Genomic DNA, 21,632 nt, shown 5'->3' with positions numbered 1-21,632 from the left:
GCCCCGCAAGCGGAGCCCTCTCAGGAGATTATGAAAAAGAAAAGTTTTAGGATTGTCTATATTATAGGAAGCCTGCCTTAATTTTTTCTTAAAGTCAGCAGATAAAGGAATTTGCATGTGATAAGACTTCTTTTTTTGTTATAATGATAAAAGAAGTTTTAAACAATCAGTTACTGACTACGTAGGAGAGAACATGAAAAAAGTTTGTTTTGTTTGCTTAGGAAATATCTGTCGTAGTCCGATGGCTGAATTTGTGATGAAGGATTTAGTTTCTAGTGAAAATCTATTAATTGAAAGTCGTGCGACTTCTAACTGGGAACATGGCAATCCTATTCATCACGGGACACAAGGTATTTTTAAAAAGCATCATATTGCTTATGATTATCAAAAATCATCACAACAGATTTCTTATCAAGATTTTCGAGATTTTGATGTCATCATTGGGATGGATAGGAATAACGTGGCAGATTTAAAAGAAATGTCACGAGGACGCTTTGATGAAAAAATCTTTCTTTTTGTAGATGGCGGTGTACCAGATCCATGGTTTACAGGTGATTTTGATGCTACCTATAAGTTGGTTAAGCGTGGCTGTGAGCAATGGCTAGCGCGACTAAGAAATTCTTAAAGAGAAGTTGAGTGAAAATGAAAAAAATCAAAATAACCAGAGGACGCCTTGAGCTTCTGACGGTTTTAATTCTTATCATTTGTGGTTTGTCGGTCTTTACTTTATCGGTGAAATCAAAGACAACCTTAACGTATGACAATGGTAAAATCACATACACAGGCTATGTGGTCAATCACCGTATGAATGGTCAAGGTAAGTTGACTTATGAAAATGGTGATCGCTATGAAGGTAATTTTAATGATGGTGTGTTTGAAGGTCAGGGCGTCTTTACTTCACATTCTGGTTGGATTTATAAAGGTGAATTTAAAAATGGTCAACCAGATGGTGAAGGTACTCTAACAGCACAAAATGGTAAGGTATATACAGGAACCTTTAAACAGGGGATTTTTCAAAAATGAGAATAAAATGGTTTTCAATGGTTAGGGTGACTGGGCTTTTCCTAGTTCTGCTCTATCATTTCTTTAAAACGGCCTTTCCAGGTGGTTTTATTGGTGTTGACATTTTCTTTACTTTCTCAGGGTATTTGATTACAGCTTTGCTGATTGATGAGTATTCGAGAAATAAGAAAATCGATCTTTTAGGTTTTTATAAAAGACGTTTTTATCGGATTGTTCCACCGTTAATTTTGATGATTTTGATTGTCATGCCATTTACTTACTTGGTTCGCAGAGACTATGTGGCAAGTATTGGTAGTCAAGTTGCTGCGTCAATTGGTTTTACAACAAATTTCTTTGAAATTATCACGGGTGGTAATTACGAAACGCAATTTATCCCACATCTCTTTGTTCACACGTGGAGTTTGGCAATTGAGATGCATTTCTATTTAATCTGGGGATTCATAGTTTGGTTATTGGGAAGACATCAGGATAATCTGGCAAAATTCCGTAGTTTGATTTTTGCGATTTCGGCAGCCTTTTTTGCTGGAAGTTTCCTAACGATGTTTGTCCGAGCTTTCTTCGTTGATAATGTTTCAACGATTTACTTTTCATCTTTGACGCATAGTTTCCCATTCTTCTTAGGGGCTATGGCGGCAACGATGACTGGTATCAGAGAAACAACTATTCGTTTTAAAAAGAATGTTCGCCTGTGGTCTACAAAACGTAGTATCGTCACAATGCTAGTGAGCGCAGTTCTCTTAGTTTTATTGATGTTTACTTTGAAATTTGACCAACGCATCACTTATTTATTTGGATTTGTTTTAGCAAGTTTATTTGCTACGGTAATGATTTATGCGGCGCGTGTCCTAAATGACCAAACGCCAAATTCAAAAGAACCTGCTATTATCAACTATCTAGCTGATGTTAGTTATGGTGTCTATCTTTTCCACTGGCCATTTTACATTATCTTTACACAGTTGATGTCAAATGGACTGGCTGTTGTGTTGACAGTTATTCTATCTCTAGTATTTTCAACCTTGTCTTATTATGTGATTGAACCATTTCTTGCTGGTAAGCCAGTTAAACCATTTGGTATCTCTTTGGATTTATCTCCTTACAAGAAATGGCTATATGGTAGTTCAGCAGTTTTAGTTTTGATAACTTTGATAACTGTTGCTACAGCACCAGCTATGGGGAATTTTGAAACAGGACTCTTGGTTAACTCACTACAACAAGCTCAAACGAATTTGAATCGTACGCATACTGTGACAGCTGGTGATGCGGGAGCTTTAAGCGATGTAACTGTGATTGGAGATTCTGTTGCACTACGATCAAGTGCTGCGTTCTCAAGGTTGCTTCCTAATGCTCAATTAGATGCAGCGGTAAGTCGTAGTTTTGATAATGCGTTTGAAATTTTCCAAAATGAGATTTCGAGCGGAACACTTTCTAAGACAACAGTGCTTGCGATTGGTGTGAATTCACTCGATCATTACCAAGAAGACATTCAACAATTTATTGATGCTTTGCCAGACGGCTATCGCTTGATTATTGTGACGCCTTATAACGCTAGCGACGAAGCGAAAGTTAAGCAGGCGCGTGATTATGAATTGAGTTTACCGAAAACGTATAATTACATTACTATTGCTGATTGGTACAAGACAGCAACGAGTCATCCAGAAATTTGGAATGGTACTGACGGTGTTCACTACAGTGATGCTAATACGACAGGTGCTGACCTCTATGTTAAAACTATTCAAAAAGCAATTGATAAATCTGCTAAGAGACCTGCCAAAGGTGAATCTAATAGTTAATATCAAAAGTCAACTTCGGTTGGCTTTTTTGTGTGTAAAACTACCATTTTATGTTAGAAAATATGACGTCAAAAAATCTGCAAAAACCCCTTTACATCAATAGTTTGTAGCGTTATAATACATGTGACATAAAACGTGAGAAGAAGGGAGCGAAAAAGGTGGCTGAATTGTTCTATGACGTCTTAGCAAGCGTCTGGATTTCTATTGCTGGTGTTGATTCACGTTGGGGAAAATAATCGAATTATAAAAACAAGGAAACTTAGAAAAAACTGATGTTGTCAAAGTTTTCAAATAGTTATTGAGCGTTTGTAGAGTAAGGGATGAAGCTGTTACTTGGTATGAAATAGCTTTGCCTTACTCTTTTTTTGATAAATTGCACAAATTTGTATAAATTTTCTGATAATTATGATACAATGGGTGCAAGACTATCTATTAATATGAGGAATTTGTGATGACGTTAATTTACCAATCAACTCGCGACGAAAATAACAAAGTGACTGCTAGCCAAGCTATTTTACAAGGATTGGCAACTGACGGCGGACTCTTCACCCCAACGTCACTTCCAGAAGTGGCTTTGGACTTTGATGCTTTAAAAGATGCTTCATACCAAGAAGTGGCTAAACTGGTTCTATCAGCGTTTTTGGATGATTTTACAGAAGAAGAATTAGATTACTGTATCAATTCAGCTTATGATGAAAAATTTGACACACCTGCCATTGCTCCAGTCGTTAAACTGGCAGACCAATATAACCTTGAGCTTTTCCATGGTTCAACGATTGCCTTTAAAGATATGGCTTTGTCAATCTTGCCATACCTTTTGACAACATCAGCTAAAAAACAAGGTGTTGATAATAAAATTGTGATTTTGACAGCGACATCAGGAGATACTGGTAAGGCTGCCATGGCTGGCTTTGCGGATGTTCCAGGAACTGAAATCATTGTCTTTTATCCAAAAGATGGTGTCAGCAAAATTCAAGAACTTCAAATGACTACACAAACTGGTAACAACACGCATGTGGTGGCTATTACTGGTAACTTTGATGATGCTCAAACAGATGTTAAACGTATGTTTAATGACGTGGCTTTACGTGAAAAATTGCTTGCGCACAAGACACAATTCTCATCAGCTAACTCAATGAACGTTGGTCGCTTGGTGCCACAAGTTGTTTACTATGTCTACGCTTATGCACAATTGGTTAAAGCAGGTCATATTAAAGCAGGCGAAAAAGTTAACTTTACAGTACCAACAGGTAACTTTGGTAATATCTTAGCAGCATACTACGCTAGTCAAATTGGTGTTCCAGTTGGTAAATTAATCTGTGCTTCAAATGAAAATAAAGTTTTAACTGATTTCTTCACAACGGGTACATATGATAAAAAACGTGAGTTTAAGGTGACAACAAGTCCATCAATGGATATCTTGGTATCATCTAACTTGGAACGTTTGATTTTCCACCTTTTGGGCAACGATGCTGCTAAAACAAAAGACTTGATGGAAAAACTTGTATCTGAAGGAGAGTACACTCTTTCAGGTGCTAACCAAGCTATTCTTGATATGTTTGAAGCTGGTTTTGCAACGGAAGCTGAAACATCAGCTGAAATCAAACGTGTTTATGATGCTTGTGACTATGTTGAAGACCCACATACAGCTGTTGCGTCAGCTGTTTATCAAAAATATGTTGAACGAACTGGTGATCATACGCCAACTGTTATTGCGTCTACAGCAAGTCCTTATAAATTCCCACGTGTTGCCGTAGAAGCTGTTAGTGGACAAGCACCAGCGGATGACTTTGCTGCGGTAAAAGAACTTGAAAAATTGTCAGGTGTCGCTATTCCAAAAGCTGTCAACGGACTTGAGACAGCTGAGGTTCGCCACAAAACAGTTGTTGCTACAAGTGACATGCAAAAAGCTGTTGAAGATTATTTAGGACTTTAGCTGTTGAAGATTATTTAGGACTTTAAAAATTATAAAGTAAGAGCTGAGGCTGGTTCTCGGCTTTTCTTTTTGTTACGATAGAATCATGAAACAAACAAAGAAAATTATTCGATTGGCTTTTCCGGCCATGATGGAAAATCTTTTGCAGATGCTTATGGGGGTAGTAGATAACTATCTTGTTGCACAAGTTGGTTTAATTGCTGTCTCTGGGGTCTCTGTAGCTAATAATATTATTACCATTTATCAAGCGATTTTCATTGCTCTTGGTGCGGCGGTCTCAAGTCTAGTTGCCAAAAGTCTTGGGGAAAAGAATGCTCAAAAATCACTTCACTATCAATCTGAGTCTTTATTGATTACTCTTGGGTTGAGTTTAGTTCTTGGTCTCGTTTCTCTTGGCTTAGGGAAAACGATTCTAACTTGGCTTGGGACAGATGCGGCAGTCACGCAAGCTGGCGGTCTTTATCTTTCGATTGTTGGTGGTTTGATTATTAGTTTAGGGCTGATGACGACCTTGAGTGCTTTTTTACGGGCTTTGGGAAAACCACAACTACCAATGTATATCAGTTTGCTGACTAATGTTTTAAATGCAGGTTTATCAGCTGTAGCGGTATTTATTCTGCATTGGGGGATTGTTGGTGTGGCTTGTTCAACAGTTCTGGCACGCTTGGTTGGAACGCTGTTGCTAGCCAGTCAGTTACCGATTAAAAAGATTATCAAAAACATCCGGTGGACACTGGATAGTGATTTAATTAAAATTGCTTTGCCAGCTGCTGGTGAGCGCTTAATGATGCGCGCAGGTGATGTGGTTATTGTGGCAATTATCGTTAAGTTTGGAACGGAAGTGGTAGCTGGTAACGCTATTGGAGAAACGTTGACACAATTTAATTACATGCCAGGGATGGGGGTGGCTACGGCTACAGTAATCCTTGTGGCGCATAGCCTCGGGCAGAAGAATATCCAAGAAATCAAGCAATTGATTAAGGAATCCTATCTAATTTCTGTTGCTCTTATGCTTCTTGTTGGAGCTACGATTTACTTTTCTGGAGGTTACTTAACGCACTTGTTTACCTCTAATCAAGCTGCTCTAGATGCTAGCCTTGTTGTTTTGTTTTATTCGTTCGTTGGTGGGCCGGCAACAGCGGGAACCTTGATATTTACGGCAGCTTGGCAAGGGTTAGGAAATGCAAAACTCCCGTTTTATGCAACGACATTTGGGATGTGGGTTATTCGAATTATTTCGGGTTACGTACTTGGTGTAAGTCTGCACTTAGGTCTAACTGGAGTGTGGTTAGCGACCGTGGCAGATAATATTTTCCGTTGGATTTTTCTATATATTCTTTACAAGAAATATATGAATTCTTTTCAAGAATCTACTATTAAATAACAGGATTTTTAACCAGATGAAAGTCTGGTTTTTTCATTGTAAAAAATAATAGAAAAAGCTGAAAACATTTTCTTCTAAAAAATCGAAAAAAAGGGAGCAAAATCCTTGCAAACCACTGTTAAATCTGATATTATATACTGGTGCTGTTAATACAGTGACTTTAGCTATGATACAAGAGGTTGCGACACGCTCGGTTGCATTGCCACGCAAAGACGTGTTGGTTTTCTTGAGGAGCTAGCCTATTATCTTAAATAGACGAAAAGGAGAAAAAGATGGCAAACAAAAAAATCCGTATCCGTTTGAAAGCATACGAACATCGTACACTTGACACAGCGGCAGAAAAAATTGTTGAAACTGCAACACGTACAGGTGCTTCAGTAGCTGGACCAGTTCCACTTCCAACTGAACGTAGCTTGTACACAATTATTCGTGCGACTCACAAATACAAAGATTCTCGCGAACAATTTGAAATGCGTACTCACAAACGCTTGATCGATATCATCAACCCAACTCAAAAAACAGTTGACGCTTTGATGAAATTGGATCTTCCAAGTGGTGTTAACGTAGAAATCAAACTTTAATAAGGATTTGATTCTTGAGCACAAAAAACGCTCGTTAAAAACTTTTTTGAGCATAAAAAACGCTCATTAAAAACTTTTTAAATAAATAAAGTAAAGGAAATATTTTCTCATGACAAAAGGAATCTTAGGGAAAAAAGTGGGAATGACTCAAATCTTCACTGAATCTGGTGAATTCATCCCTGTTACTGTCATCGAAGCAACTCCAAACGTTGTGCTTCAAGTGAAAACTGTTGAAACAGACGGTTATGAAGCTGTTCAAGTTGGTTTTGACGACAAACGTGAAGTATTGAGCAACAAACCTGCCAAAGGCCATGTAGCAAAAGCTAACACAGCTCCTAAGCGCTTCATTCGTGAATTCAAAAACATTGAAGGCTTGGAAGTTGGTCAAGAAATCACAGTTGATACATTCGAAGCTGGAGATGTTGTTGATGTAACTGGTACATCTAAAGGTAAAGGTTTCCAAGGTGTTATCAAACGCCATGGTCAAGCTCGTGGACCAATGGCTCACGGTTCTCGTTATCACCGTCGTCCAGGTTCTATGGGACCTGTTGCGCCTAACCGTGTTTTCAAAAACAAACACTTGGCAGGACGTATGGGTGGTAACCGTGTGACAATCCAAAACCTTGAAGTTGTCCAAGTTATCCCAGAGAAAAACGTTATCCTTATCAAAGGTAACGTACCAGGTGCTAAGAAATCTCTTATCACTATCAAATCAGCAGTTAAGGCTGCTAAATAATAAGAAAGGAGAAAACAGTTAAAATGGCAAACGTAAAACTATTTGACCAAACTGGTAAAGAAGTTAGCTCAGTTGAATTGAACGACGCTATCTTCGGTATCGAACCAAACGAATCAGTAGTGTTTGATGTTGTTATCAGCCAACGCGCTAGCCTTCGCCAAGGTACTCACGCAGTTAAAAACCGCTCAGCAGTATCTGGTGGTGGTCGTAAACCATGGCGTCAAAAAGGAACTGGACGCGCTCGTCAAGGTTCTATCCGCTCACCACAATGGCGTGGTGGTGGTGTAGTCTTCGGACCAACTCCACGTTCATACGGATACAAACTTCCACAAAAAGTTCGTCGCCTTGCATTGAAATCAGTTTACTCAGCTAAAGTTGCTGAAGAAAAATTTGTAGCTGTAGAAAGCCTTTCATTTGCAGCTCCAAAAACTGCTGAATTCGCAAACGTACTTTCAGCTCTTAACGTTGACTCAAAAGTACTTGTAATCCTTGAAGAAGGTAATGAATTTGCAGCACTTTCTGCACGTAACCTTCCAAACGTTAAAGTTGCAACTGCAACAACTGCAAGTGTTCTTGATATCGTAAACAGCGACAAACTTCTTGTTACTAAAGAAGCAATCTCTACAATCGAGGAGGTTCTTGCATAATGAATTTGTACGACGTAATCAAAAAACCAGTTATCACTGAAAAATCAATGTACGACCTCGAAGCAGGTAAATATACATTTGAAGTTGACTCTCGTGCGCACAAACTTTTGATCAAACAAGCTGTTGAAGCTGCTTTTGATGGAGTTAAAGTTGCAAACGTGAACACTGTAACAGTTAAACCAAAAGCTAAACGTGTTGGTCGTTACACTGGTTTCACTTCAAAAACTAAAAAAGCTATCATCACTCTTACAGCTGATTCTAAAGCAATCGAGTTGTTTGCAGCTGAAGCTGAATAATCTAAGGAGGAAATAACGTGGGTATTAAAGCTTATAAACCAACGACAAATGGTCGTCGTAATATGACTTCTTTGGATTTTGCTGAAATCACTACAAGCACTCCTGAGAAATCATTGCTTGTTTCACTTAAAAACAAAGCTGGTCGTAACAACAACGGTCGCATCACTGTTCGTCACCAAGGTGGCGGTCACAAACGTCACTACCGTTTGATCGACTTCAAACGTAACAAAGATGGCGTTGAAGCAGTTGTTAAAACTATCGAGTACGATCCAAACCGTACAGCAAACATCGCTCTTGTACACTACACTGATGGTGTGAAAGCTTACATCCTTGCACCTAAAGGTCTTGAAGTTGGTCAACGTATCGTTTCAGGTCCAGATGCAGATATCAAAGTTGGTAACGCACTTCCACTTGCTAACATCCCTGTTGGTACAGTTATTCACAACATCGAACTTCAACCAGGTAAAGGTGCTGAATTGATCCGTGCTGCTGGTGCATCTGCACAAGTTCTTGGTCAAGAAGGTAAATACGTTCTTGTTCGTCTTCAATCAGGCGAAGTTCGTATGATTCTTGGAACTTGCCGTGCTACAATCGGTACAGTTGGTAACGAACAACAAGTCCTTGTTAACCTTGGTAAAGCTGGTCGCAGCCGTTGGATGGGTGTCCGTCCTACAGTTCGTGGTTCTGTAATGAACCCTAATGATCACCCACACGGTGGTGGTGAAGGTAAAGCACCAGTTGGACGTAAAGCGCCATCTACTCCTTGGGGTAAACCTGCGCTTGGTCTTAAAACTCGTAACAAAAAAGCTCAATCAGACAAACTTATTATTCGTCGTCGTAACGACAAATAATTTATTAGTCGCTTAAGCTTATTAATCATCCGCCAGCTCGGTAGTGTGCATTTATGCACACAGGCCGCTGTGGTACTATAATTTAAAGGAGAAAACTACAAAATGGGACGTAGTCTTAAAAAAGGACCTTTCGTCGATGAGCATTTGATGAAAAAAGTTGAAGCTCAAGCAAACGACGAAAAGAAAAAAGTAATTAAAACTTGGTCACGTCGTTCAACGATTTTCCCAAGTTTCATCGGATATACAATCGCAGTTTATGATGGACGTAAACACGTACCAGTTTACATTCAAGAAGACATGGTAGGTCACAAACTTGGTGAATTCGCACCAACTCGTACTTACAAAGGTCACGCTGCTGACGATAAGAAAACACGTTAATAAGAGGAGGACACAATGGCAGAAATTACTTCAGCTAAAGCAATGGCTCGTACAGTCCGTGTTTCACCTCGTAAAACACGTCTTGTACTTGATCTTATCCGTGGTAAGAACGTTGCTGACGCAATCGCAATCTTGAAATTCACTCCAAACAAAGCAGCTCGTGTAGTTGAAAAAGTTCTTAACTCTGCTATCGCTAACGCAGAAAACAACTTTGGTTTGGAAAAAGCTAACTTGGTAGTATCTGAAACTTTCGCAAACGAAGGACCAACTATGAAACGTTTCCGTCCACGTGCTAAAGGTTCAGCTTCACCAATCAACAAACGCACAACTCACGTAACAGTAGTTGTGTCAGAAAAATAAGGAGGTAAAATCGTGGGTCAAAAAGTACATCCAATTGGTATGCGTGTCGGAATCATCCGTGATTGGGATGCGAAATGGTATGCTGAAAAAGAATACGCGGATTACCTTCATGAAGATCTTGCAATCCGCAAATTCATCCAAACAGAATTGGCAGACGCTTCAGTTTCACGTATTGAAATTGAACGTGCTGTAAACAAAGTAATTGTTTCACTTCACACTGCTAAACCAGGTATGGTTATCGGTAAAGGTGGAGCTAACGTTGACGCTCTTCGCGTTAAACTTAACAAATTGACAGGAAAACAAGTTCACATCAACATCGTTGAAATCAAACAACCTGATTTGGACGCTCACCTTGTTGGTGAAAACATTGCACGTCAACTTGAACAACGTGTTGCTTTCCGTCGTGCTCAAAAACAAGCTATCCAACGTACAATGCGTGCAGGTGCTAAAGGTATTAAAACTCAAGTATCTGGTCGTTTGAACGGTGCTGATATCGCTCGTGCTGAAGGTTATTCAGAAGGAACTGTTCCACTTCACACACTTCGTGCAGATATCGACTACGCTTGGGAAGAAGCTGACACTACTTACGGTAAACTTGGTGTTAAAGTTTGGATCTACCGTGGTGAAGTTCTTCCAGCTCGTAAAAACACTAAAGGAGGCAAATAACAAATGTTAGTACCTAAACGTGTTAAACACCGTCGCGAATTCCGTGGAAAAATGCGCGGTGAAGCTAAAGGTGGTAAAGAAGTCGCATTTGGTGAATACGGTCTTCAAGCTACTACTAGCCACTGGATCACAAACCGTCAAATCGAAGCTGCCCGTATCGCAATGACTCGTTACATGAAACGTGGTGGTAAAGTTTGGATTAAAATCTTCCCACACAAATCATACACTGCTAAAGCTATCGGTGTACGTATGGGTTCTGGTAAAGGGGCACCTGAAGGTTGGGTAGCACCAGTTAAACGTGGTAAAGTTATGTTCGAAATCGCTGGTGTACCTGAAGAAGTTGCACGTGAAGCACTTCGTCTTGCTAGCCACAAATTGCCAGTTAAGACTAAATTCGTGAAACGTGAAGCAGAATAAGGAGAAATCATGAAACTTCAAGAAATTAAAGATTTTGTTAAAGAGCTTCGTGGTCTTTCTCAAGAAGAACTTGCTAAGAAAGAAAACGAACTTAAGAAAGAACTTTTTGATCTTCGTTTCCAAGCTGCAGCAGGTCAACTTGATCAAACTGCTCGTTTGAACGAAGTTAAAAAACAAATTGCACGTGTTAAAACAGTGCAATCTGAAAAGAAATAATAGATTGGGAAAGGAGAAATTCTAATAATGGAACGTAATCAACGTAAAACCCTTGTTGGACGCGTAGTATCTGACAAAATGGATAAAACAATCACTGTTGTAGTTGAAACTAAACGTAACCACCCAGTCTATGGTAAACGTATCAACTATTCTAAAAAATACAAAGCACATGATGAAAACAACGTTGCTAAAGAAGGCGATATCGTTCGTATCATGGAAACTCGTCCACTTTCAGCTACAAAACGCTTCCGTCTTGTAGAAGTTGTGGAAGAAGCTGTTATTATCTAATCAAACTAAAAGGAGAAATTTGAAATGATTCAACAAGAAACTCGCTTGAAAGTTGCTGATAATAGCGGTGCTCGTGAGATCTTGACTATCAAAGTTCTTGGTGGTTCAGGACGTAAATTCGCTAACATCGGTGACGTAATCGTTGCTTCTGTAAAACAAGCTACTCCTGGTGGAGCTGTTAAAAAAGGTGATGTCGTAAAAGCTGTAGTTGTTCGTACTAAAACTGGTGCACGCCGTCCAGACGGTTCATACATCAAATTTGACGACAACGCTGCTGTAATCATCCGTGATGACAAAACTCCTCGCGGAACTCGTATCTTCGGCCCTGTTGCACGTGAATTGCGTGAAGGTGGCTTCATGAAGATCGTTTCACTTGCACCAGAAGTACTTTAATTCATAAACACAAACTAAGTCCCCTGCTTTTGCAGGGTGCCCATTAGGGCGTAAGAAATAATAGGAGAAAAACCAAATGTTTGTAAAAAAAGGCGATAAAGTTCGCGTTATTGCTGGTAAGGACAAAGGCGTTGAAGCTGTAGTTCTTAAAGCCCTTCCTAAAGTCAACAAAGTTGTTGTTGAAGGTGTTGCTATTGTTAAAAAACATCAAAAACCAAACAACGTAAACCCTCAAGGTGCTATCGTGGAAAAAGAAGCACCAATCCATGTGTCTAACGTTCAAGTTCTTGACAAAAATGGTGTTGCAGGACGTGTTGGTTACAAAGTTGTAGACGGCAAAAAAGTTCGTTACAACAAAAAATCAGGCGAAGTGCTTGATTAATCACGAAGGAAAGGAGAAAGTATATAATGGCAAATCGCTTAAAAGAAAAATACACTAACGAAGTTGTTTCTGCTTTGACTGAAAAATTCAACTATTCTTCAGTTATGGCTGTCCCAAAAGTTGAGAAAATCGTTCTTAACATGGGTGTTGGTGATGCTGTAAATAACGCTAAAAACCTTGAAAAAGCTGCTGCTGAATTGGCACTTATTTCAGGTCAAAAACCATTGATTACTAAAGCTAAGAAATCAATCGCTGGCTTCCGTCTTCGTGAAGGTGTAGCGATCGGTGCAAAAGTTACCCTTCGTGGTGAACGTATGTACGAATTCTTAGATAAATTGGTAACAGTTTCACTTCCACGTGTTCGTGACTTCCACGGTGTTCCAACAAAATCATTTGACGGACGTGGTAACTACACACTTGGTGTGAAAGAACAATTGATCTTCCCAGAAATCAACTTTGATGACGTTGATAAAGTACGTGGTCTCGATATCGTTATCGTAACTACTGCTAACACTGACGAAGAAGGTCGTGAATTGCTTAAAGGCCTTGGAATGCCTTTTGCAAAATAATTTAGGAGGTAAATCAATTGGCTAAAAAATCTATGATTGCTAAGAATCATCGCCCTGCGAAATTCTCTACGCAAGCTTACACTCGTTGCGAACGTTGTGGCCGTCCACACTCAGTTTACCGCAAATTCAAACTTTGCCGTGTTTGCTTCCGTGAGTTAGCTTACAAAGGACAAATCCCAGGCGTTACCAAAGCTTCTTGGTAAGTCGATGATATAAGAAACCTGACTGGACAAGCCAAATAGTAAATTGTTATTCAATTTTCTATTTGGCGTGGTTCATGATGGGGTTCAAGTGATAAAATTGAATTTAATTAAGCCTTCGGGCGACATTAACTAGCAAGTGAACAATTCAAACTACTAGTAAGAGGAGAATATATAAATGGTTATGACTGACCCAATTGCAGACTTTTTGACACGCATTCGTAACGCTAACCAAGCAAAACACGAAGTGCTTGAAGTACCTGCATCAAACATCAAAAAAGGTATTGCTGAAATCCTTAAACGCGAAGGTTTCGTGAAAAACGTTGAAGTTATCGAAGATGACAAACAAGGTATCATCCGCGTATTCCTTAAATACGGACAAAACGGTGAACGTGTTATCACTAACTTGAAACGTATCTCAAAACCAGGTCTTCGTGTTTACGCAAAACGTGAAGATGTTCCTAAAGTTCTTAACGGACTTGGAATTGCAATCATCTCTACATCAGAAGGTCTTTTGACTGACAAAGAAGCTCGTCAAAAGAACGTTGGTGGAGAAGTTATTGCTTACGTTTGGTAAGAAGTTTTTCATCTCTCCATTTATGGAGAGGAAATCTTACTTAACCATCTAATGGACTATTAAGCACAAATTTGTGTATTAGTCGCCCCGTGAAAACTCGTCGCTTTATGCGGCCTGACAATTTAACAGGAGAAAAATAAAACTATGTCACGTATTGGTAATAAAGTTATCAACTTGCCTGCTGGTGTAGAAGTTACTAACAACAACAACGTAGTAACTGTTAAAGGACCTAAAGGCGAACTCACTCGTGAGTTTAACAAAAACATTGAAATCAAAGTTGAAGGAACTGAAGTTTCACTTCACCGTCCAAACGACTCAAAAGAAATGAAAACAATCCATGGTACAGCTCGTGCTAACTTGAACAACATGGTAATTGGTGTTTCTGAAGGTTTCAAAAAAGAACTTGAAATGCGCGGGGTTGGTTACCGTGCACAACTTCAAGGTTCAAAACTTGTACTTTCTGTAGGTAAATCTCACCAAGACGAAGTAGAAGCTCCAGAAGGAATTTCATTTGAAGTACCATCTGCAACTTCAATCGTCGTTAACGGTATCAGCAAAGAAGTTGTTGGTCAAACAGCTGCTTACATCCGTAGCCTTCGTGCTCCAGAACCTTACAAAGGTAAAGGTATCCGTTACGTTGGTGAATACGTACGTCGTAAAGAAGGTAAAACAGGTAAATAATAGTTTATGGGATGTCTTGCGAGATTTTTTCTCGCAGAACTCATATGCTAACATTTATAAAAACAATGTCGTTTTGACATTAATCAATTAATTAAGAGGTGAAAATTGTGATTTCGAAACCAGATAAAAACAAAATCCGCCAAAAACGCCACCGTCGCGTTCGCGGTAAACTCTCTGGAACTGCTGATCGCCCACGTTTGAACGTTTTCCGTTCTAATACAGGCATCTACGCTCAAGTTATTGATGACGTAGCGGGTGTAACGCTCGCAAGTGCATCAACTCTTGATAAAGAAGTTTCTAAAGGAACTAAAACAGAACAAGCCGTTGTTGTCGGTAAACTTGTTGCTGAACGCGCAGTAGCTAAAGGTATTTCTGAAGTGGTGTTTGACCGCGGTGGATATCTCTATCACGGACGTGTTAAAGCTTTGGCTGACTCAGCTCGTGAAAACGGATTGAAATTCTAATAGGGAGGACACTAAATAATGGCATTTAAAGATAATGCAGTTGAACTTGAAGAACGCGTTGTTGCGATCAACCGTGTTACAAAAGTTGTTAAAGGTGGACGTCGTCTTCGTTTTGCAGCTCTTGTAGTTGTTGGTGACCGTAATGGTCGTGTTGGTTTCGGTACTGGTAAAGCTCAAGAAGTACCAGAAGCTATTCGTAAAGCTGTTGAAGACGCTAAGAAAAACTTGATCGAAGTACCTATGGTTGGTACAACAATTCCTCACGAAGTTCGTTCAGAATTTGGTGGAGCTAAAGTATTGTTGAAACCTGCTGTAGAAGGTGCTGGGGTCGCTGCTGGTGGTGCTGTTCGTGCCGTCATCGAATTGGCCGGTGTTGCAGATGTTACATCTAAATCACTTGGTTCAAACACTCCAATCAACATTGTTCGCGCAACTGTTGAAGGTTTGAAACAACTTAAACGTGCAGAAGACGTTGCTGCTCTTCGCGGTGTTTCAGTTTCTGATTTAGCATAAGAAAGGGGATAATAATGGCTCAAATTAAAATTACTTTGACTAAGTCTCCAATCGGACGCATTCCTGCACAACGTAAAACAGTTGCTGCTCTTGGACTTGGTAAATTACATAGCTCAGTTGTTAAAGAAGACACTCCAGCTATCCGTGGAATGGTTACTTCAGTTTCACACTTGGTAACTGTTGAAGATGTTAAATAATTAACATTAAATAAATTTTAGGTTTAAGTCGCAAGGGGTACTCTTGCGACTTAAACTAGATATTAGTATAGGCGAGTTTCTATGGGGAGTCCTTTCCCCTCATAGAGGCGCTAGCATTTTACAAAAAAGGAGAAATTAATAATGAAACTTCATGAACTTAAACCTGCTGAAGGTTCTCGTAAAGTACGTAACCGTGTAGGTCGTGGTACATCATCTGGTAACGGTAAAACTGCAGGACGCGGTCAAAAAGGTCAAAAAGCTCGTAGCGGTGGTAAAGTACGTCTTGGTTTTGAAGGTGGACAAACTCCATTGTTCCGTCGTATGCCAAAACGTGGTTTCTTGAACGTTAACGCTAAAGAATACGCTCTTGTAAACCTTGACCAACTTAACGTTTTCGAAGATGGTACAGAAGTAACTCCAGTTGTTCTTAAAGAAGCTGGAATCATTCGTGCTGAAAAATCAGGCGTTAAAGTTCTTGGTAACGGCGAATTGACTAAAAAATTGACTGTTAAAGCAGCTAAATTCTCAAAATCTGCTGAAGCAGCTATCACTGCAAAAGGTGGTTCAATCGAAGTCATCTAATTAAGGAGGACTCGGTATGTTCTTTAAATTACTTAAAGATGCACTTAAGGTAAAAAATGTTAGAAATAAAATTTTCTTTACACTTTTTATCATCTTTGTTTTCCGTGTTGGAACACATATTACTGTGCCAGGTATCAACGCTAAGAGTCTCGATCAATTAGGTGAACTTCCCTTTCTAAACATGTTGAACCTTGTCTCTGGTAATGCTATGAGCAACTTCTCTGTATTCTCAATGGGTGTTAGCCCGTATATCACAGCATCTATCATTGTTCAACTGTTACAAATGGATATTTTGCCTAAGTTTGTTGAGTGGAGTAAACAAGGTGAAGTTGGTCGTCGTAAGTTAAATCAAGCGACTCGTTACATTTCGCTTGTCTTAGCCTTCATTCAATCGATTGGGATTACAGCAGGATTTAATACTTTATCCAGTATCTCATTGGTTTCTACACCAAATGTGAAAACTTATATCCTGATTGGTGCCTTGCTCACAACAGGTAGTATGATTGTGACATGGCTTGGTGAACAAATCACCGACAAAGGTTTCGGAAATGGTGTTTCAATGATTATCTTTGCGGGTATCATTTCATCAATTCCAAATGCTATTTCAACAATCTACGAAGATTTCTTTGTTAACGTTCGTTCAAGTGATTTAATATCTTCATACATCTTTGTAGCTTTGTTAATCGTAGCAGTATTGGCAATTGTGTTCTTTACAACCTTTGTCCAACAAGCAGAATACAAAATTCCAATCCAATATACAAAACTTGTTCAAGGTGCACCAACAAGTTCTTATCTTCCTTTAAAAATTAATCCGGCTGGCGTCATTCCCGTTATCTTTGCCAGCTCGATTACAACGATTCCAAGTACGATTATTCCGTTGATTTCAAATGGACATGATATTCCTTGGCTTACAACTCTAGAATCATATTTGAATTACCAAACACCAATCGGAATGGTAATTTACGCAGTACTAATTATTTTATTCTCATTCTTCTATACTTTTGTTCAAGTTAATCCTGAAAAAACAGCAGAAAACTTGCAAAAAGGTGCGTCATATATTCCTAGTGTTCGACCTGGACGCGAAACAGAAGAATATCTTTCTTCATTGTTGAAGAAATTAGCTACTGTAGGTTCAATTTTCTTGGCGTTTATTTCATTAACACCAATTATTGCACAACAAGCAATGAACCTATCTAGCAGTATTGCTCTTGGAGGAACAAGTCTTCTTATCTTGATTTCAACAGGTATTGAAGGAATGAAACAACTTGAAGGTTATCTCTTGAAGAGACAGTATGTTGGTTTCATGAACACAGCAGAATAGAATATGGGTTGACCTAGTCAACCTTTCTATTTTGTTTTTGAATAAGTTTAGCACTTCGGTGTTAAATTTATTTAAAAATAAAATAAGGAGAGTATCATGAATCTTTTAATCATGGGTTTACCAGGGGCTGGTAAAGGGACTCAAGCAGCAAAAATCGTTGAAGAATTCGGCGTTGCACACATTTCTACCGGAGATATGTTCCGTGCTGCAATGGCAAACAAAACTGAAATGGGTGTTCTTGCTAAATCATTCATCGATAAAGGTGAACTTGTACCTGACGAAGTAACTAACGGTATTGTTAAAGAACGTTTGGCACAAGCTGATATCGCTGAAAAAGGTTTCTTGCTTGATGGTTACCCACGTACTATCGAACAAGCACATGCTTTGGATGAAACACTTAAAAATTTGGATCTTAAATTAGACGGTGTTATTAACATTGATGTTAATCCAGAATCACTTATTGAACGTTTGAGTGGACGCATTATTAACCGTAAAACAGGTGAAACATTCCACAAAATCTTCAATCCACCAGTTGGTGACTACAATGAAGATGATTTCTACCAACGTGAAGATGACAAACCTGAAACTGTAAAACGTCGTCTTGATGTTAATATTGCTCAAGGTGCACCAATCATTGAACACTATCGTAAAGCTGGTATTGTTTTTGATATTCAAGGTAACCAAGACATCAATGATGTATTTGCTGACATTGAAAAAGCAATCTCATCATTAAAATAATTTAAGAGTTTCTACTTGCACAAGTAGAAGAGTCGTGATATAATAGGCTAGTCTGGCTTATAATTGTTACCTCTGTGCTCAGAGGACATCAAATCGAAATTTAGGGGGTACTTTTGCGTGGCAAAAGAAGATGTGATTGAAATTGAAGGTAAAGTTGTTGAGACGATGCCTAACGCTATGTTTACTGTTGAATTAGAAAATGGACACCAAATCTTGGCAACTGTATCAGGAAAAATCCGTAAAAACTACATTCGTATTTTGGTAGGTGACCGTGTTACTGTTGAAATGAGTCCTTACGATTTAACACGTGGACGTATCACATACCGCTTTAAATAATCGAAATAATTGGAGGGATTAAAAAATGAAGGTAAGACCATCAGTCAAACCAATTTGCGAATACTGTAAAGTTATTCGTCGTAACGGTCGTGTTATGGTAATTTGTCCATCAAATCCAAAACACAAACAACGTCAAGGATAATATAGAAAGGAGAAAAAATGGCTCGTATTGCTGGAGTTGATATTCCAAATGAAAAACGTGTAGTAATTTCACTTACTTATGTATATGGTATCGGTCTTGCAACTTCTAAGAAAATCTTAGCAGCTGCTGGTATTTCTGAAGACATCCGTGTTAAAGATTTAACATCAGACCAAGAAGATGCTATCCGTCGTGAAGTTGATGCAATTAAAGTTGAAGGTGACCTTCGTCGTGAAGTGAACATGAACATCAAACGCTTGATGGAAATTGGTTCATACCGTGGTATCCGTCACCGTCGTGGACTTCCTGTCCGTGGTCAAAACACTAAAAATAACGCTCGCACTCGTAAAGGTAAAGCTGTTGCGATTGCAGGTAAGAAAAAATAAAATAGGAGGTAAAAAAATTGGCTAAACCAACACGTAAACGTCGTGTGAAAAAGAACATCGAATCTGGTGTTGCTCATATTCACGCTACATTCAATAACACTATTGTTATGATTACAGATGTGCATGGTAATGCAATTGCTTGGTCATCAGCTGGTGCTCTTGGATTCAAAGGTTCTCGTAAATCTACTCCATTCGCTGCACAAATGGCTGCTGAAGCTGCTGCTAAATCTGCACAAGAACATGGTCTTAAAACTGTTGAAGTTACTGTAAAAGGTCCTGGTTCAGGTCGTGAGTCTGCTATTCGTGCTCTTGCTGCTGCTGGTCTTGAAGTGACTTCAATCCGTGACGTTACTCCTGTGCCACACAATGGTGCTCGTCCTCCAAAACGTCGTCGTGTGTAATCATAATTGTTAATAGTACACAAGATTCGTTTCGAGGGAGTATAATAAATGATTGAGTTTGAAAAACCAATAATAACAAAAATTGATGAAAATAAAGATTACGGCAGATTTGTTATCGAACCACTTGAACGTGGATACGGTACAACTCTAGGTAATTCTCTTCGTCGTGTACTCTTGTCTTCACTCCCAGGTGCGGCAGTAACATCAATTAAAATTGATGGAGTACTCCACGAATTTGACACTATTCCAGGTGTACGCGAAGATGTTATGCAAATCATCCTTAATATTAAAGGACTTGCAGTAAAATCTTATGTTGATGATGAAAAAATTATCGAACTTGACGTTGAAGGTCCAGCAGAAGTTACTGCCGGGGATATTTTAACTGATAGTGATGTTGAAATCGTCAACCCAGACCACTATCTCTTTACAATCGCTGAAGGACACAGTTTGAAAGCAACAATGACTGTTGCTAAAAAACGTGGTTACGTTCCAGCCGAAGGTAATAAAAAAGAAGATGCTCCAGTGGGAACATTGGCTGTAGACTCTATCTACACACCAGTGAAAAAAGTTAATTATCAAGTTGAACCTGCTCGTGTAGGTAGCAATGACGGCTTTGATAAATTAACAATCGAAATCATGACAAATGGCACAATCATTCCTGAAGATGCTTTAGGTCTATCAGCACGCGTTTTGATTGAACACTTGAATCTGTTTACTGACCTTACAGAAGTGGCTAAAAACACTGACGTAATGAAAGAAACTGAAAAAGTTAACGATGAAAAAGTGCTTGACCGTACTATCGAAGAACTTGATTTGTCAGTCCGCTCATATAACTGTCTTAAACGTGCAGGTATCAACACTGTATTTGATTTGACAGAAAAAACTGAGCCTGAAATGATGAAAGTCCGTAACCTTGGTCGTAAGAGCCTTGAAGAAGTCAAAGTTAAACTTGCTGATCTTGGACTCGGACTCAAAAACGATAAATAATATAGGAGGATAAAATGGCTTACCGTAAACTAGGACGCACTAGCTCACAACGTAAAGCAATGCTTCGTGATTTGACAACAGATCTTTTGATTAACGAATCTATTGTAACAACTGAAGCTCGTGCTAAAGAAATCCGTAAAACAGTTGAAAAAATGATTACTTTAGGTAAACGTGGTGACCTTCATGCACGTCGTCAAGCTGCTGCTTTCGTACGTAATGAAATTGCATCTGAAAACTTTGATGAAGCTACTGAAAAATACTCTTCACAAACAGCTCTTCAAAAACTTTTCGATGAAATCGCACCTCGCTATGCAGAACGCAACGGTGGATACACTCGTATTCTTAAAACTGAACCTCGCCGTGGTGATGCTGCTCCAATGGCAATCATTGAATTAGTATAATTTTTATCAATTTTGTTGAGTGTTATGATGATGGAACCTTTTGGTTCTTAGTCTAGCTCTGGTCTACCGCTGGGGATTTTTCCCCAGCGGGAACACTCATCATATTGGTGATTGAGTAACGCTTGTTTACGAAATGTCTCTAGATTAGAAACACTTCGTAAGCAGGCGTTTTTCTATTTAAAAACTGCAACTACCTTCAATTTATGGATAATAGAACCCAATACAATATACTACTCAGCAATAATTTAATGCAATCGAAATAAGAATTTTTTGCATAGACTTTATAATAGCGAGTTTATACCTAAAAATGCCCTCTTTATACGGGAAAAAAAGGATTTTTATCAAGGATGTACCAAATAGCGCTTAAAAAGCTCCTGAGACGCTCTGAGGAAGGTTTGGATGAATTTCGCTGTTGGGGGAGTAAAAAGCCAAGCGAGAAGCCTGTAGAGACCTTATTTGGTATTTTATGGAGAATAATCGAAGTGTCATCTTTTTAACTGGGAAGGAAATTCTAACGAGCATCGATTTCTTTATTTTGAAAAAATTGTCGACTAACTAAGCTGTTATTATCAGAAAAAAATATGAAAACGGCTTAGTTATAATGGTGAAGATCATAAACTCAGTTTATATGACAGTTTTTATGACATTGTTACAAAAAAATATCAAAAAAACTTAAAAAACCTGTTGACAGAGGAAATGAAGTTTAGTATACTAAATAAGCTGTTGTTTGAGGCAGCAAACATTTCAAAAGGCTTTGAAAAAAAGTTCAAAAAACTTCTTGACAAAGCGTTGAAGA

General features: G+C 38.9%; 34 protein-coding genes. All 34 read left to right on the top strand.

The window, feature by feature from the left end:
- Positions 1-193 precede the first annotated feature (193 nt).
- The gene (locus tag SFC32_RS07295) at positions 194-625 is read left to right on the top strand and encodes a low molecular weight protein-tyrosine-phosphatase (RefSeq protein ID WP_411049800.1); all 432 of its coding nucleotides are present in this window, start codon (positions 194-196) and stop codon (positions 623-625) included.
- A 17-nt stretch (positions 626-642) separates the two neighbouring features.
- On the top strand, positions 643-1,023 hold the full coding sequence (locus SFC32_RS07290; protein WP_039696049.1) for an MORN repeat-containing protein: 381 nt from the start codon (positions 643-645) through the stop codon (positions 1,021-1,023).
- Positions 1,020-2,813, top strand: a complete 1,794-nt coding sequence (locus tag SFC32_RS07285) for an acyltransferase family protein (protein ID WP_411049799.1) — start codon at positions 1,020-1,022, stop codon at positions 2,811-2,813. The genes SFC32_RS07290 and SFC32_RS07285 overlap by 4 nt, the downstream gene beginning before the upstream one ends.
- A 451-nt stretch (positions 2,814-3,264) precedes the next feature.
- Positions 3,265-4,749: a threonine synthase gene (gene thrC, locus SFC32_RS07280; RefSeq protein WP_074565277.1), complete on the top strand. Its 1,485-nt coding sequence runs from the start codon at positions 3,265-3,267 to the stop codon at positions 4,747-4,749.
- An 85-nt stretch (positions 4,750-4,834) separates the two neighbouring features.
- Positions 4,835-6,133, top strand: a complete 1,299-nt coding sequence (locus tag SFC32_RS07275; protein WP_411049798.1) for an MATE family efflux transporter — start codon at positions 4,835-4,837, stop codon at positions 6,131-6,133.
- 272 nt (positions 6,134-6,405) lie between these two features.
- A complete protein-coding gene (gene rpsJ, locus SFC32_RS07270) occupies positions 6,406-6,714 on the top strand; it encodes a 30S ribosomal protein S10 (protein ID WP_006531319.1) in 309 nt (102 codons plus the stop codon).
- Positions 6,715-6,823: 109 nt separating this feature from the next.
- The gene (gene rplC / locus SFC32_RS07265) at positions 6,824-7,450 is read left to right on the top strand and encodes a 50S ribosomal protein L3 (RefSeq protein WP_003067226.1); all 627 of its coding nucleotides are present in this window, start codon (positions 6,824-6,826) and stop codon (positions 7,448-7,450) included.
- 23 nt (positions 7,451-7,473) lie between these two features.
- The gene (rplD, locus tag SFC32_RS07260; protein WP_003067225.1) at positions 7,474-8,097 is read left to right on the top strand and encodes a 50S ribosomal protein L4; all 624 of its coding nucleotides are present in this window, start codon (positions 7,474-7,476) and stop codon (positions 8,095-8,097) included.
- Positions 8,097-8,393 (top strand): 50S ribosomal protein L23, encoded by a 297-nt coding sequence (locus tag SFC32_RS07255; protein WP_003062842.1) that lies wholly within the window; start codon positions 8,097-8,099, stop codon positions 8,391-8,393. The genes rplD and SFC32_RS07255 overlap by 1 nt, the downstream gene beginning before the upstream one ends.
- Positions 8,394-8,410: 17 nt before the next feature.
- A complete protein-coding gene (rplB, locus tag SFC32_RS07250; protein ID WP_039696045.1) occupies positions 8,411-9,244 on the top strand; it encodes a 50S ribosomal protein L2 in 834 nt (277 codons plus the stop codon).
- A 102-nt stretch (positions 9,245-9,346) separates the two neighbouring features.
- Entirely contained in the window at positions 9,347-9,622 is a 276-nt protein-coding gene (gene rpsS, locus SFC32_RS07245; protein ID WP_020916215.1) for a 30S ribosomal protein S19, read from the top strand.
- Positions 9,623-9,637: 15 nt separating this feature from the next.
- Positions 9,638-9,982, top strand: coding sequence for a 50S ribosomal protein L22 (gene rplV, locus SFC32_RS07240; RefSeq protein WP_003062848.1), 345 nt, complete (start codon positions 9,638-9,640; stop codon positions 9,980-9,982).
- 12 nt (positions 9,983-9,994) lie between these two features.
- Positions 9,995-10,648, top strand: coding sequence for a 30S ribosomal protein S3 (rpsC, locus tag SFC32_RS07235; protein WP_021141408.1), 654 nt, complete (start codon positions 9,995-9,997; stop codon positions 10,646-10,648).
- 3 nt (positions 10,649-10,651) lie between these two features.
- The gene (rplP, locus tag SFC32_RS07230) at positions 10,652-11,065 is read left to right on the top strand and encodes a 50S ribosomal protein L16 (RefSeq protein WP_003029477.1); all 414 of its coding nucleotides are present in this window, start codon (positions 10,652-10,654) and stop codon (positions 11,063-11,065) included.
- A gap of 9 nt (positions 11,066-11,074) precedes the next feature.
- On the top strand, positions 11,075-11,281 hold the full coding sequence (rpmC, locus tag SFC32_RS07225; RefSeq protein ID WP_003062854.1) for a 50S ribosomal protein L29: 207 nt from the start codon (positions 11,075-11,077) through the stop codon (positions 11,279-11,281).
- Between the two features lie 27 nt (positions 11,282-11,308).
- Positions 11,309-11,569 (top strand): 30S ribosomal protein S17, encoded by a 261-nt coding sequence (rpsQ, locus tag SFC32_RS07220; protein WP_002885836.1) that lies wholly within the window; start codon positions 11,309-11,311, stop codon positions 11,567-11,569.
- 24 nt (positions 11,570-11,593) lie between these two features.
- Positions 11,594-11,962, top strand: a complete 369-nt coding sequence (gene rplN, locus SFC32_RS07215; RefSeq protein WP_020916217.1) for a 50S ribosomal protein L14 — start codon at positions 11,594-11,596, stop codon at positions 11,960-11,962.
- A 76-nt stretch (positions 11,963-12,038) separates the two neighbouring features.
- Complete coding sequence (rplX, locus tag SFC32_RS07210; RefSeq protein ID WP_003067218.1) at positions 12,039-12,344, top strand: 50S ribosomal protein L24; 306 nt, start codon at positions 12,039-12,041, stop codon at positions 12,342-12,344.
- A 26-nt stretch (positions 12,345-12,370) separates the two neighbouring features.
- The gene (gene rplE / locus SFC32_RS07205) at positions 12,371-12,913 is read left to right on the top strand and encodes a 50S ribosomal protein L5 (protein ID WP_006531327.1); all 543 of its coding nucleotides are present in this window, start codon (positions 12,371-12,373) and stop codon (positions 12,911-12,913) included.
- Positions 12,914-12,930: 17 nt separating this feature from the next.
- Positions 12,931-13,116, top strand: a complete 186-nt coding sequence (locus tag SFC32_RS07200; RefSeq protein ID WP_003062863.1) for a type Z 30S ribosomal protein S14 — start codon at positions 12,931-12,933, stop codon at positions 13,114-13,116.
- A gap of 175 nt (positions 13,117-13,291) precedes the next feature.
- Complete coding sequence (gene rpsH / locus SFC32_RS07195) at positions 13,292-13,690, top strand: 30S ribosomal protein S8 (protein ID WP_006531328.1); 399 nt, start codon at positions 13,292-13,294, stop codon at positions 13,688-13,690.
- Between the two features lie 144 nt (positions 13,691-13,834).
- On the top strand, positions 13,835-14,371 hold the full coding sequence (gene rplF / locus SFC32_RS07190) for a 50S ribosomal protein L6 (RefSeq protein WP_074482938.1): 537 nt from the start codon (positions 13,835-13,837) through the stop codon (positions 14,369-14,371).
- A gap of 107 nt (positions 14,372-14,478) precedes the next feature.
- Positions 14,479-14,835 (top strand): 50S ribosomal protein L18, encoded by a 357-nt coding sequence (gene rplR, locus SFC32_RS07185; RefSeq protein ID WP_003001342.1) that lies wholly within the window; start codon positions 14,479-14,481, stop codon positions 14,833-14,835.
- Between the two features lie 18 nt (positions 14,836-14,853).
- Positions 14,854-15,348 carry a 30S ribosomal protein S5 gene (rpsE, locus tag SFC32_RS07180; protein WP_003062871.1) on the top strand — a complete coding sequence of 165 codons (495 nt, stop codon included), beginning with the start codon at positions 14,854-14,856 and terminating at the stop codon, positions 15,346-15,348.
- 14 nt (positions 15,349-15,362) lie between these two features.
- Positions 15,363-15,545: a 50S ribosomal protein L30 gene (gene rpmD / locus SFC32_RS07175; RefSeq protein WP_006531331.1), complete on the top strand. Its 183-nt coding sequence runs from the start codon at positions 15,363-15,365 to the stop codon at positions 15,543-15,545.
- Positions 15,546-15,686: 141 nt separating this feature from the next.
- Positions 15,687-16,127: a 50S ribosomal protein L15 gene (rplO, locus tag SFC32_RS07170; RefSeq protein ID WP_003062876.1), complete on the top strand. Its 441-nt coding sequence runs from the start codon at positions 15,687-15,689 to the stop codon at positions 16,125-16,127.
- A 16-nt stretch (positions 16,128-16,143) separates the two neighbouring features.
- Complete coding sequence (gene secY, locus SFC32_RS07165; protein ID WP_039696042.1) at positions 16,144-17,448, top strand: preprotein translocase subunit SecY; 1,305 nt, start codon at positions 16,144-16,146, stop codon at positions 17,446-17,448.
- Positions 17,449-17,544: 96 nt separating this feature from the next.
- Positions 17,545-18,186: an adenylate kinase gene (locus tag SFC32_RS07160; RefSeq protein ID WP_411049797.1), complete on the top strand. Its 642-nt coding sequence runs from the start codon at positions 17,545-17,547 to the stop codon at positions 18,184-18,186.
- Between the two features lie 117 nt (positions 18,187-18,303).
- On the top strand, positions 18,304-18,522 hold the full coding sequence (gene infA, locus SFC32_RS07155) for a translation initiation factor IF-1 (RefSeq protein WP_001040189.1): 219 nt from the start codon (positions 18,304-18,306) through the stop codon (positions 18,520-18,522).
- Between the two features lie 25 nt (positions 18,523-18,547).
- Entirely contained in the window at positions 18,548-18,664 is a 117-nt protein-coding gene (gene rpmJ, locus SFC32_RS07150; RefSeq protein ID WP_002959355.1) for a 50S ribosomal protein L36, read from the top strand.
- Between the two features lie 17 nt (positions 18,665-18,681).
- Positions 18,682-19,047 (top strand): 30S ribosomal protein S13, encoded by a 366-nt coding sequence (rpsM, locus tag SFC32_RS07145; protein ID WP_006531334.1) that lies wholly within the window; start codon positions 18,682-18,684, stop codon positions 19,045-19,047.
- A 17-nt stretch (positions 19,048-19,064) separates the two neighbouring features.
- Positions 19,065-19,448: a 30S ribosomal protein S11 gene (gene rpsK, locus SFC32_RS07140; RefSeq protein ID WP_003062885.1), complete on the top strand. Its 384-nt coding sequence runs from the start codon at positions 19,065-19,067 to the stop codon at positions 19,446-19,448.
- Between the two features lie 48 nt (positions 19,449-19,496).
- Positions 19,497-20,435 carry a DNA-directed RNA polymerase subunit alpha gene (locus SFC32_RS07135; protein ID WP_009853219.1) on the top strand — a complete coding sequence of 313 codons (939 nt, stop codon included), beginning with the start codon at positions 19,497-19,499 and terminating at the stop codon, positions 20,433-20,435.
- A gap of 14 nt (positions 20,436-20,449) precedes the next feature.
- Positions 20,450-20,836, top strand: coding sequence for a 50S ribosomal protein L17 (gene rplQ / locus SFC32_RS07130; RefSeq protein ID WP_003067190.1), 387 nt, complete (start codon positions 20,450-20,452; stop codon positions 20,834-20,836).
- The last annotated feature ends 796 nt before the right edge of the window (positions 20,837-21,632 follow it).

Origin of the sequence: Streptococcus sp. TATVAM-FAB8 (assembly GCF_046592795.1) — a bacterium.
In the GTDB taxonomy this organism is placed as follows: domain Bacteria; phylum Bacillota; class Bacilli; order Lactobacillales; family Streptococcaceae; genus Streptococcus; species Streptococcus ruminicola.
Note: the sequence above shows the minus strand (reverse complement) of the source record. Positions and strands in the feature narration are given on the sequence as shown.

What these genes read in the sequence shown, in the direction of transcription:
- rplE (WP_006531327.1), top strand. Translation starts at nt 12,371, where the DNA reads ATGGCAAATCGCTTAAAAGAAAAATACACTAACGAAGTTGTTTCTGCT.
- SFC32_RS07290 (WP_039696049.1), top strand. Translation starts at nt 643, where the DNA reads ATGAAAAAAATCAAAATAACCAGAGGACGCCTTGAGCTTCTGACGGTT.
- rplO (WP_003062876.1), top strand. Translation starts at nt 15,687, where the DNA reads ATGAAACTTCATGAACTTAAACCTGCTGAAGGTTCTCGTAAAGTACGT.
- rpmJ (WP_002959355.1), top strand. Translation starts at nt 18,548, where the DNA reads ATGAAGGTAAGACCATCAGTCAAACCAATTTGCGAATACTGTAAAGTT.
- rplD (WP_003067225.1), top strand. Translation starts at nt 7,474, where the DNA reads ATGGCAAACGTAAAACTATTTGACCAAACTGGTAAAGAAGTTAGCTCA.
- rplP (WP_003029477.1), top strand. Translation starts at nt 10,652, where the DNA reads ATGTTAGTACCTAAACGTGTTAAACACCGTCGCGAATTCCGTGGAAAA.
- secY (WP_039696042.1), top strand. Translation starts at nt 16,144, where the DNA reads ATGTTCTTTAAATTACTTAAAGATGCACTTAAGGTAAAAAATGTTAGA.
- SFC32_RS07295 (WP_411049800.1), top strand. Translation starts at nt 194, where the DNA reads ATGAAAAAAGTTTGTTTTGTTTGCTTAGGAAATATCTGTCGTAGTCCG.
- rpmD (WP_006531331.1), top strand. Translation starts at nt 15,363, where the DNA reads ATGGCTCAAATTAAAATTACTTTGACTAAGTCTCCAATCGGACGCATT.
- rpsM (WP_006531334.1), top strand. Translation starts at nt 18,682, where the DNA reads ATGGCTCGTATTGCTGGAGTTGATATTCCAAATGAAAAACGTGTAGTA.
- rplQ (WP_003067190.1), top strand. Translation starts at nt 20,450, where the DNA reads ATGGCTTACCGTAAACTAGGACGCACTAGCTCACAACGTAAAGCAATG.
- rpsH (WP_006531328.1), top strand. Translation starts at nt 13,292, where the DNA reads ATGGTTATGACTGACCCAATTGCAGACTTTTTGACACGCATTCGTAAC.
- rpmC (WP_003062854.1), top strand. Translation starts at nt 11,075, where the DNA reads ATGAAACTTCAAGAAATTAAAGATTTTGTTAAAGAGCTTCGTGGTCTT.
- rplC (WP_003067226.1), top strand. Translation starts at nt 6,824, where the DNA reads ATGACAAAAGGAATCTTAGGGAAAAAAGTGGGAATGACTCAAATCTTC.
- rplN (WP_020916217.1), top strand. Translation starts at nt 11,594, where the DNA reads ATGATTCAACAAGAAACTCGCTTGAAAGTTGCTGATAATAGCGGTGCT.
- SFC32_RS07160 (WP_411049797.1), top strand. Translation starts at nt 17,545, where the DNA reads ATGAATCTTTTAATCATGGGTTTACCAGGGGCTGGTAAAGGGACTCAA.
- rpsJ (WP_006531319.1), top strand. Translation starts at nt 6,406, where the DNA reads ATGGCAAACAAAAAAATCCGTATCCGTTTGAAAGCATACGAACATCGT.
- rpsE (WP_003062871.1), top strand. Translation starts at nt 14,854, where the DNA reads ATGGCATTTAAAGATAATGCAGTTGAACTTGAAGAACGCGTTGTTGCG.
- SFC32_RS07275 (WP_411049798.1), top strand. Translation starts at nt 4,835, where the DNA reads ATGAAACAAACAAAGAAAATTATTCGATTGGCTTTTCCGGCCATGATG.
- rplF (WP_074482938.1), top strand. Translation starts at nt 13,835, where the DNA reads ATGTCACGTATTGGTAATAAAGTTATCAACTTGCCTGCTGGTGTAGAA.
- rplV (WP_003062848.1), top strand. Translation starts at nt 9,638, where the DNA reads ATGGCAGAAATTACTTCAGCTAAAGCAATGGCTCGTACAGTCCGTGTT.
- SFC32_RS07255 (WP_003062842.1), top strand. Translation starts at nt 8,097, where the DNA reads ATGAATTTGTACGACGTAATCAAAAAACCAGTTATCACTGAAAAATCA.
- rpsQ (WP_002885836.1), top strand. Translation starts at nt 11,309, where the DNA reads ATGGAACGTAATCAACGTAAAACCCTTGTTGGACGCGTAGTATCTGAC.
- thrC (WP_074565277.1), top strand. Translation starts at nt 3,265, where the DNA reads ATGACGTTAATTTACCAATCAACTCGCGACGAAAATAACAAAGTGACT.
- SFC32_RS07285 (WP_411049799.1), top strand. Translation starts at nt 1,020, where the DNA reads ATGAGAATAAAATGGTTTTCAATGGTTAGGGTGACTGGGCTTTTCCTA.
- rplX (WP_003067218.1), top strand. Translation starts at nt 12,039, where the DNA reads ATGTTTGTAAAAAAAGGCGATAAAGTTCGCGTTATTGCTGGTAAGGAC.
- SFC32_RS07135 (WP_009853219.1), top strand. Translation starts at nt 19,497, where the DNA reads ATGATTGAGTTTGAAAAACCAATAATAACAAAAATTGATGAAAATAAA.
- rpsS (WP_020916215.1), top strand. Translation starts at nt 9,347, where the DNA reads ATGGGACGTAGTCTTAAAAAAGGACCTTTCGTCGATGAGCATTTGATG.